This window comes from Halorubrum californiense DSM 19288, from assembly GCF_000336875.1.
In the GTDB taxonomy this organism is placed as follows: domain Archaea; phylum Halobacteriota; class Halobacteria; order Halobacteriales; family Haloferacaceae; genus Halorubrum; species Halorubrum californiense.
Genome location: NZ_AOJK01000008.1, coordinates 117,944 through 133,692, shown reverse-complemented (window position 1 = coordinate 133,692; position 15,749 = coordinate 117,944). Strand labels below are relative to the sequence as shown.

General features: G+C 69.3%; 16 protein-coding genes. 8 read left to right on the top strand and 8 right to left on the bottom strand.

The genetic code is table 11. From position 1 onward, the window contains the following. The 4 genes from C463_RS01045 to C463_RS01030 all read left to right on the top strand — a co-directional run. Positions 1 to 189 (top strand): ABC transporter permease subunit (locus tag C463_RS01045; protein ID WP_152422351.1); only part of this gene is annotated, 189 nt, incomplete at its 5' end. Between the two features lie 14 nt (positions 190 to 203). After that, positions 204 to 1,388, top strand: a complete 1,185-nt coding sequence (locus tag C463_RS01040) for an ABC transporter permease (RefSeq protein WP_008440285.1) — start codon at positions 204 to 206, stop codon at positions 1,386 to 1,388. Further along, positions 1,388 to 2,452, top strand: a complete 1,065-nt coding sequence (locus C463_RS01035) for an ABC transporter ATP-binding protein (protein ID WP_008440284.1) — start codon at positions 1,388 to 1,390, stop codon at positions 2,450 to 2,452. Before C463_RS01040 ends, C463_RS01035 begins: the two co-directional genes overlap by 1 nt. Next, positions 2,445 to 3,779, top strand: a complete 1,335-nt coding sequence (locus C463_RS01030; RefSeq protein ID WP_008440283.1) for an ABC transporter ATP-binding protein — start codon at positions 2,445 to 2,447, stop codon at positions 3,777 to 3,779. The genes C463_RS01035 and C463_RS01030 overlap by 8 nt, the downstream gene beginning before the upstream one ends. 27 nt (positions 3,780 to 3,806) lie before the next feature. Here the strand turns inward: C463_RS01030 and C463_RS01025 are convergent, their stop codons facing one another. The 5 genes from C463_RS01025 to tpiA all read right to left on the bottom strand — a co-directional run bounded on the left by C463_RS01025 (position 3,807) and on the right by tpiA (position 9,112). Beyond that, positions 3,807 to 4,559 (bottom strand): hypothetical protein, encoded by a 753-nt coding sequence (locus C463_RS01025; protein WP_008440282.1) that lies wholly within the window; start codon positions 4,557 to 4,559, stop codon positions 3,807 to 3,809. A 120-nt stretch (positions 4,560 to 4,679) separates the two neighbouring features. Beyond that, the gene (locus C463_RS01020; RefSeq protein ID WP_008440281.1) at positions 4,680 to 5,000 is read right to left on the bottom strand and encodes a cupin domain-containing protein; all 321 of its coding nucleotides are present in this window, start codon (positions 4,998 to 5,000) and stop codon (positions 4,680 to 4,682) included. A gap of 94 nt (positions 5,001 to 5,094) precedes the next feature. Beyond that, positions 5,095 to 6,267: a molecular chaperone DnaJ gene (gene dnaJ, locus C463_RS01015; protein ID WP_008440280.1), complete on the bottom strand. Its 1,173-nt coding sequence runs from the start codon at positions 6,265 to 6,267 to the stop codon at positions 5,095 to 5,097. 82 nt (positions 6,268 to 6,349) lie between these two features. Beyond that, positions 6,350 to 8,266 (bottom strand): molecular chaperone DnaK, encoded by a 1,917-nt coding sequence (gene dnaK / locus C463_RS01010; protein ID WP_008440278.1) that lies wholly within the window; start codon positions 8,264 to 8,266, stop codon positions 6,350 to 6,352. A gap of 201 nt (positions 8,267 to 8,467) precedes the next feature. Further along, a complete protein-coding gene (gene tpiA / locus C463_RS01005; RefSeq protein WP_008440277.1) occupies positions 8,468 to 9,112 on the bottom strand; it encodes a triose-phosphate isomerase in 645 nt (214 codons plus the stop codon). A gap of 192 nt (positions 9,113 to 9,304) precedes the next feature. Between tpiA and C463_RS01000 the strand changes: the two genes are divergently transcribed. Beyond that, entirely contained in the window at positions 9,305 to 10,093 is a 789-nt protein-coding gene (locus C463_RS01000; protein ID WP_008440276.1) for a DICT sensory domain-containing protein, read from the top strand. A 19-nt stretch (positions 10,094 to 10,112) separates the two neighbouring features. Continuing rightward, the gene (locus tag C463_RS00995; RefSeq protein ID WP_049905364.1) at positions 10,113 to 10,490 is read left to right on the top strand and encodes a disulfide bond formation protein B; all 378 of its coding nucleotides are present in this window, start codon (positions 10,113 to 10,115) and stop codon (positions 10,488 to 10,490) included. A gap of 126 nt (positions 10,491 to 10,616) precedes the next feature. Here C463_RS00995 and C463_RS00990 read toward each other — a convergent pair whose 3' ends face one another. Beyond that, positions 10,617 to 11,153 carry a multiprotein bridging factor aMBF1 gene (locus tag C463_RS00990; RefSeq protein WP_049905363.1) on the bottom strand — a complete coding sequence of 179 codons (537 nt, stop codon included), beginning with the start codon at positions 11,151 to 11,153 and terminating at the stop codon, positions 10,617 to 10,619. Between the two features lie 147 nt (positions 11,154 to 11,300). On the opposite strand from C463_RS00990, the gene aroA reads away from it, so the two are divergent. Continuing rightward, entirely contained in the window at positions 11,301 to 12,707 is a 1,407-nt protein-coding gene (gene aroA, locus C463_RS00985) for a 3-phosphoshikimate 1-carboxyvinyltransferase (RefSeq protein ID WP_008440273.1), read from the top strand. A 445-nt stretch (positions 12,708 to 13,152) separates the two neighbouring features. Next, positions 13,153 to 14,319, top strand: coding sequence for an ArsA family ATPase (locus tag C463_RS00980; RefSeq protein ID WP_008440272.1), 1,167 nt, complete (start codon positions 13,153 to 13,155; stop codon positions 14,317 to 14,319). Between the two features lie 51 nt (positions 14,320 to 14,370). On the opposite strand, the gene C463_RS00975 is transcribed toward C463_RS00980, so the two are convergent. Together C463_RS00975 and C463_RS00970 are read right to left on the bottom strand one after the other, a co-directional pair. Further along, the gene (locus C463_RS00975; protein ID WP_008440271.1) at positions 14,371 to 15,006 is read right to left on the bottom strand and encodes a hypothetical protein; all 636 of its coding nucleotides are present in this window, start codon (positions 15,004 to 15,006) and stop codon (positions 14,371 to 14,373) included. Beyond that, entirely contained in the window at positions 15,003 to 15,686 is a 684-nt protein-coding gene (locus C463_RS00970) for a hypothetical protein (RefSeq protein ID WP_008440257.1), read from the bottom strand. The genes C463_RS00975 and C463_RS00970 overlap by 4 nt, the downstream gene beginning before the upstream one ends. Positions 15,687 to 15,749 lie beyond the last annotated feature (63 nt).

The following is a 15,749-nucleotide window of genomic DNA, read 5'->3' as shown; positions in this document are numbered from 1 at the left end:
CTGCTCGTCGAGGTCGTGTTCGGAATACCCGGACTCGGTCGGCTCGTCTTCGAGGCGCTAACCGCACAGGACACGAACCTCGTACTGGGAACGACGCTGTTCTTCACGTTCGTCGCCGTCGTGGGGAACCTCATCGAGGACCTCGTGTTCACCGTCCTCGACCCGCGTATCAGCTACGATGACAGGTAATTCAACCGAAAACAATGGCAACTGAAGGCTCGGAACGATTCGATCAAGTCGACTGGAGCGACATCTCGCGGTCGGGACGGTTCGATCTGTCGATCAACTCGATCGGGATGCTGCTGACGACGCTCCCGGTCGCGCTGCTCGCCGTGTACGACTGGCAGTTCACCGGTCGGCGGACCGCGACCTTCGAGTTCATCGGGCTCGACCGAACGCTGGAGACGGTCGACTTCTTCTTCATCTTCACGCTGCTGTTGGCGTTCTGGTACCTCGTCTTGCCGCTGTACCAGCACCCGCGGATGACGCGGTACTACTGGAAGGAGTTCAAGCGGAACCGGCCGGCGGTCGTGAGCATGATCTGGCTCGGGATCGTGTTCGTCGGGGGTATCGTCGGTCCGCTCGTGATGAGCGCACCGCAACAGGAACTGCTCATCGCCTACCAGCCGCCGGTGTTCACGTCCGTCGTCGAGTCGACGCCGGCGACCTGCGTCGGTGACGTGATGAACGGGCGCTGTTACGGGACCTGGCAGCACCCGCTCGGAACGACTAATGCCGGCAAGGACGTGTTGACCATGATCGTCTACGGGATGACGATCAGCATGCAGATCGCCTTCATCACGACGACCATCGTCGCGACGATCGGCATCACGTTCGGCACGCTGAGCGCGTACTCCGGAGGCTGGGTCGACGAGATCATGATGCGGTTCGTCGACATCATCCTCTCGTTCCCGACGTTCCTGATGTTCCTGCTCATCCTGTACATCTACGGCGGCGGCTTGGGGATGTTCATCGTCGTGTTCTCCCTGTTCGCATGGGGAGGAACCGCCAGATACGTCCGCAGCAAGTCGCTGTCCATCTCCGAAGAGGAGTTCATCAAAGCGAGCCGCATCAGCGGCGCGAGCACGTATCAGGTGATCCGCGGCCACGTGGTTCCGAACGTGGCGAGCAGCATCATCACCCAACTCACGCTGCTCATCCCCGGCTTCCTGCTGTTCGAGGCGCAGTTGGCGTTCCTCGGCGTCGGCGACTCGTCGGTCCCCTCGTGGGGCCAGCTCATCTCGGCCGGCCGGAGTGACCTCTCGTACGCCCCGTGGATCGTGTTGGCGCCCGGTATCGTGCTGTTCCTGACCATCCTCGCGTTCAACTTCCTCGGTGACGCGCTGTTGGACGCGCTGAACCCCGAAGCGGAGGCGGAGACCGAATAATGTCCGACGATCAGTCACTACTCGAGGTCGAAACCCTCACGACGACGTTCAGTACCGACGACGGAACGCTCACCGCGGTCGACGGGATCGACTTCAGCGTCGACACCGGAGAGACAGTCTGTATCGTCGGCGAGTCGGGATCCGGCAAGACGGTCGCGACGGAGTCGGTCACCAAGATCATCAACACGCCGCCGGGGAAGATCGAGGGTACCGTCCGGTACAAGGGACGCGACCTGCTGTCTATCCCTGAGTCGGAGCTCCGGCAGGTCCGCGGCAGCGAGATCGCGCACATCTTCCAGAACCCGCAAGAGGCGATGAACCACTGCTACACCGTCGGGTGGCAGATCACCGAGGCGCTCCAGATCCATCGGGACGTCTCCGACGAGGAGGCGCGCACGAAGGCGGTCGACCTCATGGACCGCGTCGGGATCGCGAACGCGAGTTCGCGGTTCGACGATTACCCGCACGAGTTCTCCGGCGGGCAGAAGCAGCGGATAATGATCGCGATGGCGCTCGTGAGCGACCCCGACCTGCTCATCGCCGACGAGCCCACGACCGCGCTCGACGTGACGGTTCAAGCGCAGATCCTGGAACTGCTCGACGACCTACAGGACGAGTTCGAGATGGGGATCCTGTTCGTCACGCACGACCTCGGCGTCGTCGCACAGATTGCCGACCGGATCGTGGTGATGTACGCCGGGAAAGTCATGGAGCGCGGCAGCGTGCTCGACATCTTCGACAACCCGAAGCATCCGTACACCCGGCAGCTGTTGGAGTGTCTGCCGGAGTTCGGCGGGACGGGCGGCGGGATACCGGGAGCGCTCCCGGACCCGCACGACCCACCGGACGGCTGTCGGTTCGCGCCGCGCTGTGAGTACGCCGAGGAGGCGTGCCGGACCGGCGAGCAGCCGGAAGAAGTCGAGGTCGAAACCGGACAGCGGGCCTCCTGCGTCCACTACGGACCCGGCGGGGACCCCTCGGTCGTCGGCGGCGGGGAGTTCGGACCCGGCGGGGAGACCGGAGCGGTAGACGGCGACAGCGAGGTGGGTCCCGCCGATGACTGAGCCGCTGCTCTCGGTTCGCGACCTGAAGAAGCACTACCCCATCCGCAAGGGACTGTTCAACCGACAGGTCGGCGCCGCACGCGCGGTCGACGGGATCAGCTTCGACATCGCCCAAGGCGAGGCGCTGGGACTCGTCGGCGAGTCCGGCTGCGGAAAGTCCACCGCGGCGAGTTCGGTCATTCGACTGGAAGAGCCGACGTCCGGGGAGGTCATCTTCAACGGGGGCGGCCGCGAGAGCGCGACGCGCAACCCCGACGGAACCCATCCCAACGACGTGACGAAGTTCGACGACGAGGAACTGATGCAGTTCCGGCGGGGCGCTCAGATGATCTTCCAGGACCCGTCCTCGAGCTTCGACCCGCGGATGTCGGTCGGGAACGGGGTGGGCGAACTGCTCAAGGTTCACGGGATGAGCGACCGCCACCGGCGCCGCGCGATCGTCGAGGATCTGCTCGAACGCGTCGGGCTCTCGGCGAGCGACTTCGACCGCTACCCGCACGAGTTCTCCGGCGGCCAGAAACAGCGGATCGCGCTCGCCCGGGCGCTCGTGTTGAACCCGGACCTCATCATCGCCGACGAGCCGGTGAGCGCCCTCGACGTCTCCATCCAGGCGGAGATCCTCTCGCTCATCAACGACCTCCAAGATGAGTTCGGACTGTCGCTGCTTTTCATCAGCCACGACATGTCCGTGATCCGTCAGATCTGCGACCGCGTGGCCGTGATGTACCTCGGCGAGATCGTCGAGATCGGGCCGGTCGAGGAGATATTCACCAACCCGCAACACCCCTACACCGAGGCGCTGCTGTCGTCGATTCCGACCCCGGACCCGCGCGCGAGCATCGGCGGTATCGAGCTGAAGGGAACCGTGCCGAGCCCGACGAACCCGCCGAGCGGCTGTCGGTTCCACACCCGGTGTCACAAGGTGATTCAGCCCGACGGCGTCGACATCGATCAAGACGACTGGCGGGGGGTGTTGAACTTCCGCGAGAAGGTCATCACCGGCGAGATAGACATCGAACAGGTCCGTGAGAACGTCGCTGCCGGCGGATCCGGCCCGAGCGACTCGGAGATCCGAGCCGAGATCCGCCGCGAGTTCGACATCAGCGAGACTGTCGACGACGCCGACCTCGAAGAGACGCTCTCGGAGGCGATGAACCTTCTACTGGGGGACAACGCCGAAATGGCGGGAGAGTTCCTCTCGGACGAGATCACGACGCCGTGCGCCGAGACGGAGCCCGAGACGACGGTCCACACGCCGGACCACGAGTCCGCCTGTCTCCGGCACGAAGGGCAGGCCGCCGCGGAGCCGAACCCCGCGGACGACTGACCCGGACGCGACCTCGTTCGAGACGGGTCACTCGGCCGCCGACGCGATCGATGCCGGATCGATCCGCTGCGGCTCCGGAACGTCCGCGTCCGCCGGAGCTACTGCCACGTCGCCGCGCGGTTCGTCGTCCGACTCGCCGTCGTCGGCCGGCGCCGCGAGTACCGCGGTCCCGCCGACGGAAAGCGGAGCGATGAGACCGGCCGCGGCCGCTGGCGAATCGACGAACGGGCGACGGAGCACGACGCGCGTCTCCGCGTCCATCTCGGCCGCGTCGACGGCGGCCGCGGCGATCGAACACAGCTCGCTGTGGCTGAACTCCCCGTTCGGTCCGACGGTCGCGGTGTCGTCCGGGTCGACATCGCTCGGCGGAGTTCCGGGGTTCTCGCTCCACAGTTCCTGCTCCCAGTGCGTGGTCTCGGGACGCTCGGGCGGGCCGCCGAACGCGGCGAGGTTCGTGCCCGGCGCCGGATCGAGGGCGACAGCGGTCGCGACCGGCGCGAGTACGACGCGGTCGCCGGCCGCGATTCCCGCTTCCGGGTCGAACCGGACCGGGGCACCGACCGCGGCGGCCCCGAGGAACGCGAGCGTCGTGTGAAAGCCCGGCGTCGGGTCGACGGCGACGGTCGCGCCCGCGCGGACGCCGAGGTACCGGAGCACGTTCGCCGCCTTGTAGCCGTTCGTGATCAGGTCGTGATGGCTCCGCTCCCGGCCGTCCGCCGTGACGAGCGCTGTGTCGCGGGTGCGCCGGTCGCGCGCGAGCAGATCCCCGACGAGTTCCATACGTGGTTCTCGGGGCGCGCGAGCCTTAACGCTGCGGCGTCGGTCGAGAAAATCCGCGGACTGGTCGTCGAACGCTCCCGGCGTCAGGGGGCGCCGGCGATGGCGATCATCGAGCCGGCGTCAGGGGGCGCCGGCGATGATCATCTTCGAGCCGTCGGCCGAGAACGCGAGGTCGCGCGTGGACCCGGGGTCGACCCGGACCGCGTCGCCGGGGTCGAGGTCGACGGCGTCCCCGTCGACGGTGAGCGTCGCCTCGCCGTGGAGCAGCACGTACACTTCCTCGTGGTCGGCGTCGGCGTGGTCGTGTTCCATCTCCTCCCAGCCATCGTCGGCCTCGACGACGGTCACGCCGAGGTGCTCGCAGTCGAGCGCGTCACGGAGGAAGTACATCCCGGGGGCGCGCGGTTCGACGTCGTCGTAGGCCGTCGCGTCGTAGCCCATACGTGGACGAACGGTCCGGGGGCCGGAAAAGCTACGGGCCGCGGAAGGACGTCGGCTGCTCGGGCAGATCCCCGCGTGGGACCGCGACCCGCGCTCAGAAGGAGCTCTTCAGCTTCTCGAAGAAGCCGCCGCCGACGTCGATGTCCTCGCCGCCGGCCTCGGCGAACGCCTCCAGCGCCTCGCGCTGTTCGTCGTTGAGCGACTCGGGGACGACGACCCCGACCTGTACGTAGAGGTCGCCGCGGCCGCGACGGCGGAGTCGCGGCATCCCCTTCCCCTTGAGGCGGAACGTCTCGCCGCTCTGGGTGCCGGCGGGGACGTCCATCTCGACGCTCCCGTCGACCGTCTCCACCTCGACGGTGTCGCCGAAGACGGCCTGCGGGAAGGAGACGGCCTCGTTGACGCGGAGGTCGTCGCCGTCCCGTTCGAACCGGTCGCCGACGTCGACGTCGACCTCGATCAGCAGGTCGCCTTTCGGCCCGCCGTTCTCGCCCGGCGCGCCCTCGCGCTCCATCCGGAGGCTCTGTCCGGAGCGGATCCCGGCCGGAATCTCGACCGAGAGCGTGGCCTCCTCGCGGACGACGCCGTCGCCGCCGCAGTCGGCGCAGTCCTCGCTGTACAGTTCGCCCTCGCCCTCGCAGCGGGGGCACGTCGACGTCTGCTGGACGCGCCCGAGCGGCGTCTGCTGGACCTGCTGGACCTGCCCGCGGCCGTTACACTGCGGACACGTCTCGACGTCCGCGTCCGGGGGATGGCCGGCGCCGTCGCAGGTCGCGCAGGTCGTCGGTCGCGTGAGCGTGACCTCCTTTGTCGCGCCCTCGAACGCCGCTTCGAGGTCGATCGTCAGCCCCGTCTTGAGATCGCGTCCCTGTCGCGGTCGGTTGCCGCCGCCACCGCCGCCGCGGCCGCGACCGCCCCCGCCGCCGAAGAACTGGTTGAAGATGTCCTCGAACCCGCCGGCACCGCCGGCGCCGCCAGCGCCCCCGAAGGGACCGCCGGCGCCACCGGGGCCACCGCCACCGCCGGTCGCGCCGCGCTTGTCGGCCTCGGTGAACCGGTCGTGGCCCATCTGATCGTACTGCTGGCGCTTCTGCTCGTCGGTGAGCACCTCCTTGGCCTTCTGGATCTTCTTGAACCGCTCCTCGGCGTTCTCGTCGTCGCTGACGTCGGGGTGGTGTTCTGCGGCCTGCTTGCGGTACGCCTTTTTTATTTCCTCCTCGCTGGCGTCCCGCGACACGCCGAGGACGTCGTAGAAATCTTCGCTCATGCGTTGCGTTCGTTGAGTGGTGTTGATCGACGGGTCGATTTAAGCGGCGGGGTCGAGGCGTCGAGGGTCGGGTCCGCTGGGGTTACTCTTCGTCGTCGTCGTCCACGTCCTCGAAGTCGGCGTCGACGTACTCCTCGTCGTCGCCGTCGGGACCGGCGCCGCCGGGGCCCGCAGCGCCGCCCGGACCGCCGGCGCCGCCCATGCCGCCGGGACCGGCACCGCCCGCGCCGCCCGGACCGGCCTGCGCGGCCTGCCCCTCGTACATCTGCTTGCCGATCTCTTGGAGCTCTTCGGTGAGCGCCTCGGTGGCGGACTCGATCTCGTCGGTGTCGGCGTCCTCGTCTTCGAGGACGTCCTCGACGTCCTCGATGGCTGCCTCGATGTCGGCGACGATCTCGTCGTCGTCGAGCTCCTCCTCGTTCTCTTCGAGGAGGGTCTCGGCGCGCTGGATCGTCGCCTCGGCCTCGTTGCGGGCCTCGATCCGCTCCCGGCGGGCCTCGTCCTCCTCGGCGTGCTTCTCGGCCTCCTCTTGCATCTCCTCGATCTCGTCGTCGGAGAGGCCGACGCCCCCCTCGATGGTGATCGACTCGGCGTTGCCCGAGCCCTGATCCTCGGCCTCGACGTTGACGATGCCGTTCTCGTCGATGTTGAACGAGACCTCGATCTGGGGGGTGCCGGCGGGCGCCGGCGGGATGCCCGACAGCTGGAACGCGCCGAGCAGCTCGTTCTCCTCGGCGATCTCGCGTTCGCCTTGGAAGACGCGGACGTTGACGGAAGTCTGGTTGTCAGCGGCCGTGGTGAACACCTTCGACTCCTCGGTCGGGATGGTGGTGTTCTTCTCGATGAGCCGCTCGAAGAGCCCGCCCTTCACCTCGATACCGAGCGAGAGGGGCGTCACGTCGAGCAGCACGATGTCGTCGACGTCGCCGGAGAGCACGCCGCCCTGGACCGCCGCGCCGAGCGCGACCGCCTCGTCGGGGTTGACGTTCTTCTTCGGCTCCTGCCCGACGAGCTCCTCGACCTGTTCCTGGACCTGCGGCATCCGGGTGGAGCCGCCGACGAGGATGACCTCGTCGATGTCCGACTTCGAGTAGTCGGCGTCGGCGAGCGCCTGCTCGGTCGGCTCGACGGTGCGCTCGATGAGGTCCGACGTGAGGTTCTCGAACGTCGCGCGGGTGACGGACTGTTCGAGGTGGACCGGGCCGCTGTCGGTCGCGGTGACGAACGGGAGGTTGACCGTGGTCTCCTTCTTGTTCGACAGCTCGATCTTCGCCTCCTCGGCCGCGTCCTTCAGCCGCTGGAGCGCCTGCCGGTCGTCGCGGAGGTCGATCCCGTGGTTGTTCTGGAACTCGTCGGCGAGGTGGTCGATGAGCGCCTCGTCCCAGTCGTCGCCGCCGAGGTCGTTGTCGCCGTTCGTGGCGACGACCTCGTAGACGCCGCCGCCCAGGTCGAGGACTGACACGTCGAACGTGCCGCCCCCGAGGTCGTACACGAGGACGGTCTGGTCGGACTCGTCGTCGAGCCCGTACGCCATGGAGGCGGCCGTCGGCTCGTTGACGATGCGCTCGACGTCGAAGCCGGCGATCTCGCCGGCGTCCTTGGTCGCCTGCCGCTGCTTGTCGTTGAAGTACGCGGGGACGGTGATGACCGCCTTCTCGACGTCGTCGCCGAGGTACTCCTCGGCGTCGCGCTTGATCTTCTGGAGGATCATCGCCGAGACCTGCTCCGGAGTGTACTCCTCGTCGCCGATCTCGACGGTGTAGTCGTCCTCGCCCATGTGCCGCTTGATCGACTGGATCGTGCGGTCGGGGTTCTGGACGGCCTGGTTCTTCGCCGGCTTCCCGACGAGACGCTCGCCGTCGTCGGCGAACGCGACGATCGAGGGCGTCGTCCGGTCGCCCTCGGCGTTGGCGATGATCTCGGGCTCGTCGCCCTCCATCACCGCGAACGCGGAGTTGGTGGTACCGAGGTCGATACCGAGAATCTTGTTGCTCGCCATCTTGGACAAATGTAGCGGCTTGTTTCGGTTAAAGGTTACTAGATGATGCCATCCAACGCCGAGAAGCAGACCGCTGCCGTCGTGCGATTTCCCGATCGTGTGAGTCGATCACATCGGTGTCTTTATACAGATCCGCAAACGCAGCGGCGATTCGCGGCCGCACCCCGGCCCGCGTTGCGCTCTCGGTCCCGAACTCCGTCCTCAGACCCCGCTCACGAGGTCTTCGAGGACGGCCTCGGGGTCGTCGGCCTTCGCGACGCCGGAGGCGAGCAGGACCCCGGCGGCGCCGAGGTCGCCGGCGGTCGACACGTCCTCGCCGGTCGAGACGCCGGCGCCACAGAACACGTCGACCGCGGGGTCGACGGCCTCGGCGGCCGCGACCGCGTCCTCGACGATCCCCGGGTCAGCGGTGGCGACGGAGACGTCGCCGCCGATGAGTTCAGGCGGTTCGACGGCGACCGCGTCGGGGCCGAGCGCGGCCGCGGCGCCGACCTGCGCGGGGTTGTTCGCGCAGACGATCGTCTCCAGGTCGGCGCGCTCGGCGGCGCGCACGGAGCCGTCGATGTCGGCGAGCTTCAGCCGGTTCTCGGAGTGGTTGATCAGCGTGCCCTCGGCGCCGTTGTCGGCGACGGCCTCGGCGAGCGTCGACCCCGTGTGCGAGCCGTGCGCGTTCGGCGAGACGTGCTGCGCCCACGTCTCGACGCCGGTGTCCGCGACGCGGGCGACGTCGGCCGCCTGCGGCGAGACGGCGATCCGCGCGCCGGACGCCTCGGCGACGTCGCGGGCCGCGGTCGCTACCTCGATCGGATCGCACGGGTACGCCTTGAGGTTCACCAGGATGAACATACCCCTTCTCGGGCGGCGCGGCGCAAATAGTTTCATGCTTCGCGGCGCGCCGCTCGGTGGTCCCCGTTCCTGCGGCTCTCCCCGGTCGCATCGATCGCTCGCGGGACCCCTGCGAACCTGGTTCCGCGGGGCGGTCGCGGTTTCGGGAGCAGAAACGACCTTATACCCCGCTGTTGTGGGTCCGGGCAAGGGATGTCCCTCATCGAGCTAATCGCCGGCGTGGAGGCGCACGAGGCCACGCTGACCGTCTTCAACGCCGATCCGGCGGTGACGGACGAACTCCGGGAACACTTCGCCGACCGCAACGTCCGGATCGTCGACGACCAGACCGCCCCCGGGCCGCAGGGGTTCGCCGTGCTGGCGCGTGACGGTGAGTTCGTCACGGCCGTGACCGTCGACGACCTGCTGTCGCGGCCCGCCGGTGACGGGCCGGAGGGCGCGGGAGAAGGGAACGAGGACGGGGACGACGATCCGAGAGGCGCGGGCGCAAGCGGGGCCCGCGTCGGGCGACCGGTGTTGGACCACCTCGACGAGACGATGTTCACCTCCTACTCTCGCGAGGACATGGTCGCCGCGTCGCGGGAGATCGAGGACCGCGCCTGGCGGGTCGGCGACGGGGAACTCCACGCGGGGTTCCAGACGCTTGACGTGCTCACCGGCGAGGCGGACACCTACGACCTGCTCGGCGGGAAGGACCGGCTCGACGTCCACGCGTACGCCGCGAACGAGGGCGAGTCGCCCGATGTCGACCACTACACGGTCCACGTGGGCGAGACCGCTGAGATCCGTGAGACGTGGTTCGTCGCGTACGACGGGGGCGGCTACGACGACGCGAAGTGCGCGCTGCTCGCCGAGGAGCGCGCGCCCGGCGAGTTCTTCGGCTTCTGGAGCTACGACCCCGAGACGGTCGATTACATCATCGAGTACCTGACCGACCGCTACGGGGCCACGGCACAGGCGGGCGGCGACGAGCCGGCGTGACTCGCCCGCGACCGACCGTCTGTCGGCCGCCACCCTCGTCGCGACCGTCGCGACGGCGGGGAGCCTCTGGTTCAGCCTCGGACCCGGGCTCACGCCCTGCGATCTGTGTTGGTACCAGCGGATCGCCATGTACCCGCTCGTCGTGGTGCTGGCCGTCGCGGCGATCGAGGGACGCCCCGAGGTCGTCCGGACGGCGCTACCGCTCGCGGTTCTCGGGGGGAGTCTCGCCGCCTATCACTCGTACCTTCAGGCGACACTGACGACGTGTACTGTCGGCGGTCCGTGCGCGACCGTCCAGTGGCAGACCCCGGCCCTCGGGCTCACGATTCCGAACCGCTCGTTCGTCGCCTTCGGACTGATCGCAGTCCTGCTGGTCGGAATCCGGCGGCGCGTCTGAGAGAGTGCGTGGGCGATAAAAATGAGGTGGGGTCGGGCAGGGCGCCGAGCGGACGCGTCAGCATTTTCGAGGTAGAGCCTCCGACCTCGAGGAGCGAACGGAGTGAGCGAAGTAGGGTAGGGTAGTTTACTCCTTCCGCTTGACGACGTCGCCGAGCGTCATCGTGCCCGCGTCGCTCGTCTCCCAGTCGGCGTCGTCGGACGACTGTCCCTCGACCAGCGAGATGTCGAGCGCGCGTTCGAGCTTGCGCTGGACCTCGTCGGTCGGGAGCGTGTCGCCGCGTTCGAGCTTCCGGATGAGGCTCGCCTTCTCGTTGAGCTGGTCGGCCAGCTCCTCTTGGCTCAGCCCGCGCGACTCCCGCGCCTCCCGGATCCGCTCGTCGTAGTCGGTGGCGATCTCGTCCATGTCGTCGAACATGTCGCGGGGACGGGTCGAGCCGCCGGAGCTCCCGGAGCCGCTCGACGAGCCGGACGACCCGGACGACGAGGACGACTTCCCGGTGCTGGAACTGGTGGAGTACTTGCCGCCGCCGGAGCCCGTCGACTCGTCGCGGACCTCGGTGCCGAAGTCCGTACACGAGCTACAGAGCTCCAGTTCGGCGCCTTCGACCTTCGTCGTCGTCAGCGAGGCCTCCTCGGCGCCACACATCTCACACTGGGGCATAGGCGACGCTAACGCTCCCGATGGTATAAAGGGTGTGCCGCGGCGCCGCGTCGGGGACGGACGCGCGTCGACCGCCCGCCGGCCGCCCCCGGCCGCAATCGTGCCGCGGTCGGTACCGACTTGTCGCCGCGGCCGGCAGGAAGGAGTATGGACGTTCACGTCACGGGCTCAGACCTCCGGGGGACCGCCCGCGCGCCGCCGTCGAAGAGCTACACCCACCGCGCGCTGCTCGCCGCGGGGTACAGCGACGGCGCGACCGTCGAATCGCCGCTGATCTCCGCGGACACGCGAGCGACCGGCCGCGCCGTCGCGGCGTTCGGCGGGGCCGTCGCGCCCGCCGCCGAGGCGGGTGACAGCGCGGCGGCGAGTGCCGATGACGACCCCGCTGGCCCCGACCTCGCCGACGCCGATGCGCTCTCGGTCGAGGGGTTCGGCGGCCGTCCCGGAGTCCCGGACGACGTGATCGACTGCGCGAACTCGGGGACGACGATGCGGCTCGTCACCGCCGCGGCCGCGCTCGCCGACGGCACGACCGTTCTCACCGGGGACGACTCGCTTCGCTCGCGCCCGCAGGGACCGCTCCTCGACGCGCTCGGCGGCCTCGGCGCGCGCGCCGAATCCACGCGGTCGAACGGACAGGCGCCGCTCGTCGTGGCCGGCCCGCTCGCGGGCGGCGAGGTCGCCATCCCGGGCGACGTCTCCTCGCAGTACGTCACCGCGCTGTTGATGGCCGGCGCGGTCACCGACGAGGGGATTGAGGTCACCCTCACGACCGACCTCAAGTCGGCGCCGTACGTCGACATCACGCTCGAACTGCTCGCCGACTTCGGCGTCGAGACGACCCCGATCGACGACGCGGGCGACCCCCTCGACGGCGCCGCGGGCGCCGCGGGATTCTCCGTCCCGGGCGGACAGACGTACGCGCCGAGCGGCGGGACGTACGCGGTCCCGGGCGATTTCTCCTCCATCTCGTACCTGCTCGGCGCGGGCGCCGTCGCGGCCGCGCCCGGTGAGGCGGTCCGGATCGAGGGCGCCCGGCCGAGCGCGCAGGGCGACGCCGCGATCGTCGAGGTCGTCGAGGAGATGGGTGCGCCGGTCGACTGGGACCGCGAGGCGGGCGAGATAGCGGTCGAGCGCGCCGACCTCACCGGCGTCACGGTCGACGTGGGCGACACGCCTGACCTGCTCCCGACTATCGCCGCGCTCGGCGCGGTCGCCGACGGGGACACCCGGATCGAGAACTGCGAGCACGTCCGCTACAAGGAGACCGACCGCGTCTCCGCGATGGCCGAAGAACTCGAGAAACTCGGCGCCGAGGCCACCGAGGAGCAGGACGCGCTCACGATCCACGGTGACCAGAGCGATCTCAAGGGAGCCACCGTCGACGGCCGCGGCGACCACCGGATCGTGATGGCGCTGTCCGTCGCCGCGCTCGCCGCCGAGGGGACGACGACCGTCCGCGGCGCCGAACACGTCGACGTCTCGTTCCCCGGCTTCTTCGACGCGATGGCCGACCTCGGGATGGACGTCGAGCGCGACGGCGCGGACGAGTAACCTCTAATACCGAACGGCGGTGCGGTGGCGCGTGCCTGCGAGGCCGCCCTGCGGCCGAGCCGCGAGGGACCGAAGGTCCCTCTGGAAGCCGGCGCTTCGCGCCGGCGACAGCACGCGCGAGGGAGTCGGTCGCCGAGCGAAGCGACGGCGACCGACGAGGCTGGGGAGGTATGAGGCTGCGGTGCTGTGCGGTCGGGCGGGCTCAAAGGGGCAGCCGCGAGGGCGCGGTAGGCGACGGGAGCACCGCAAGGAGCGAGCAACGCGAGCGACTGAGGAGCGCAACGAGCGTACCGCGCCCTCGCGGCTGGGGCTTTGGCGGTGGTCACCGTCGATCCGTAATCGAACACGCATGGCTGACCGGCTGGAAACTCGAATCGCGTCACTACAGCGATCGCGTCCTATCGGGACCGACGGGTACACAAGCCCGCCGAGACGACACGCACCCATGGACGACATCGACGTCGAACCGGTCGACCGGGTCGACGAGAGCGACGAGGACACCACCGTCGAACCCGCGGAGACGGACGAGGCGCTGACCATCGACGACGACCTCGCCGACCTGCCCGCGGGCGTCGACGCGCCCGACTACGTGCTGTACGGCGGGAAGGGGGGCGTCGGGAAGACGACGATGGCGGCCGCGACGGGGCTCGCCTCGGCCGCGGGCGGCGTCCGGACGCTCGTCGTCTCGACCGACCCCGCCCACTCGCTGTCCGACACCTACGAGACCGAGATCCCCGCCGAACCGGCGCGTATCCGCGAGGACGTGCCCCTGTACGCCGCCGAGATCGACCCCGACGCCGCGGTCGACGAGGGGATGTTCGGGGCCGACGGCGACCCGCTCGGGGGGCTCGGCGAGATGGGCGACGCGATGGGCGGGATGGGCGGCGAGGGACCGATGGGCGGCGCCGAGGGCGAAGACGGAGAGGGGCTCGGCGGGCTGCTCGGCGGGACGATGCCCGGCGCCGACGAGGCGGCGGCGATGCGCCAGCTGCTGGAGTACCTCGACGACCCGCGGTTCGACCGCGTCGTCGTCGACACCGCGCCGACGGGCCACACCCTTCGGCTGCTCCAGCTGCCGGAGATCATGGACTCGATGCTCGGGCGCGTGATGAAGCTCCGCCAGCGCTTCTCCGGGATGATGGACGGGATCAAGGGGATGTTCGGCGGGGGCGACGACGACCCCGACCCCTCCGCCGACCTCGAAGAGCTCCGCGAGCGCATCGAGCGCCTGCGGGCCGTCCTGCGCGACCCCGCGAAGACCGACTTCCGGGTCGTGATGATCCCCGAGGAGATGAGCGTCGTCGAGTCCCAGCGGCTCGTCGCGCGCCTCGACGAGTTCGGCATTCCGGTGGACACGCTCGTCGTCAACCGCGTGATGGAGGGCGTCGGCGACGTGACCGGCGGTGACGGGCCCGAGATCGATCCCGACTGGGTGGTCGAGCCGAACCCCGACACCTGCGAGTTCTGCGCGCGCCGCTGGGAGGTCCAACAGAACGCGCTCCGGGAGGCCACCGACCTGTTCCGCGGCCGCGAGGTGAAGCGGGTGCCGCTGCTCGCGAACGAGGTGCGGGGTGAGGCCGCGCTCCGGGTCGTGGCGGCCTGCCTGAACTGAGCGACCTGCCTGAACTGAGCGACCTGCCGCCGCCGACCCGCGTCCGGGTCGCTACTCGGCCGCGCTCCCGAGCAGTCGGTCTCGGACCAGTTCCGCGACGCCCGTGAGGTGCGCCTGTCCGAAGAGGCCGACGAGGACCGCGCCCGCCGTGTTGTACATGAGATCGAGCACCGTGTCGTCGAGCCCGTGTTGCGCGAGCGGCATGTCGATTCCCGTCTCGGTGGCGATGATATCAAGGCCGAACTCGAACAGCTCCCAGAGCACGCCGAACGCGAGGACGATGAGGACGATGAAGACGAACGCGAACCGCGCCGGGATGCGGATCCCGTCGCTGTGGAGGTCGACCGCCCGCAGCGTGGTGTATCCGACCGCGGCGACCAGCGAGGCCGACAGCGCGTGCGTCATGTGGTCCCACCACTCGATTCGCTGATAGAACCCGGCCGACCCGACCGTGTGGAGGAACACTGCCATCGTGATCCACAGGGCGAGCCACGGGTCCAGCGGGAGGTCGTACCGGCGCTCCAGCGCCGCCGGGACCAGCGTGACGAGGAAGGCGATGATCCCGTTGCTTATCGCCTTCTGCTCGCCCGCGAGGAAGCCGTACGCGATGATCCCGACGAGCAGGACCTGCATCGCGCCCGTGAGCCGCCGCTGCGACGTGAGCGAGGGACGGGGGAGCAGCGTCATCGCCGCATCACCTGCCGGATGACTCGGCGGAGGCGCCGGCCGCGCCGCCGGAAGTAGCCGTCGAAGAGGAGTCCCGCCGCGAGTCCAGCCAGCGTGACGTACAGCCACTCGATCATCAGCGCGTCGTTCGTCGTCAGGTACTCGGTGCCGACGCGCTGGTCGAGGTTCCAGCGCAGCACCGTCCACACCGCCGCCGTCGCCAGCGTCGCCATCACGACGAAAACGACCGCGAACCAGTGCGTGAGCCGCAGCGTCGTGAACATGTGGAGGTCGGCGGCGACGACGAGCGCCAGCCCCGCGATGGCGACGTACGTCGCGAACGTGCCCAGTTCGCCGCCGAAGACCACGCGGACCAGTATCGGCAGGAGCGCGAGGCCGACCAGCTCCGCCGGGAGCATCGCCCGCCAGTCCCGGGCCGCGGCCGTGGGCGCGAGCACGACCGCACCGAGGCCGACGACGATCGCCGCCGACAGGAGGTCGTAGTCGAACACGCTCTCGACGAGGACGCCCGTCAGGACCGCGATCATCGCCCACGCGACGAGCGCGTTGAGCCGTCCGTCGCGGACCAGTTCCGTCAGTCGGTCCTCGACGGCGTCGAGCCTGTCGCTCAGATCCTCGGGCTCCGCGTCACCGACGTCCGCCTCGGAGCCGTCGTCGTCGCGGCGTCGGTCTCCGTCCATGCCCCGTACGGAGGTCGGAGCGGGTTATAACCTGTCGCTCCGGATCGCGGAGGCGATCGCGAA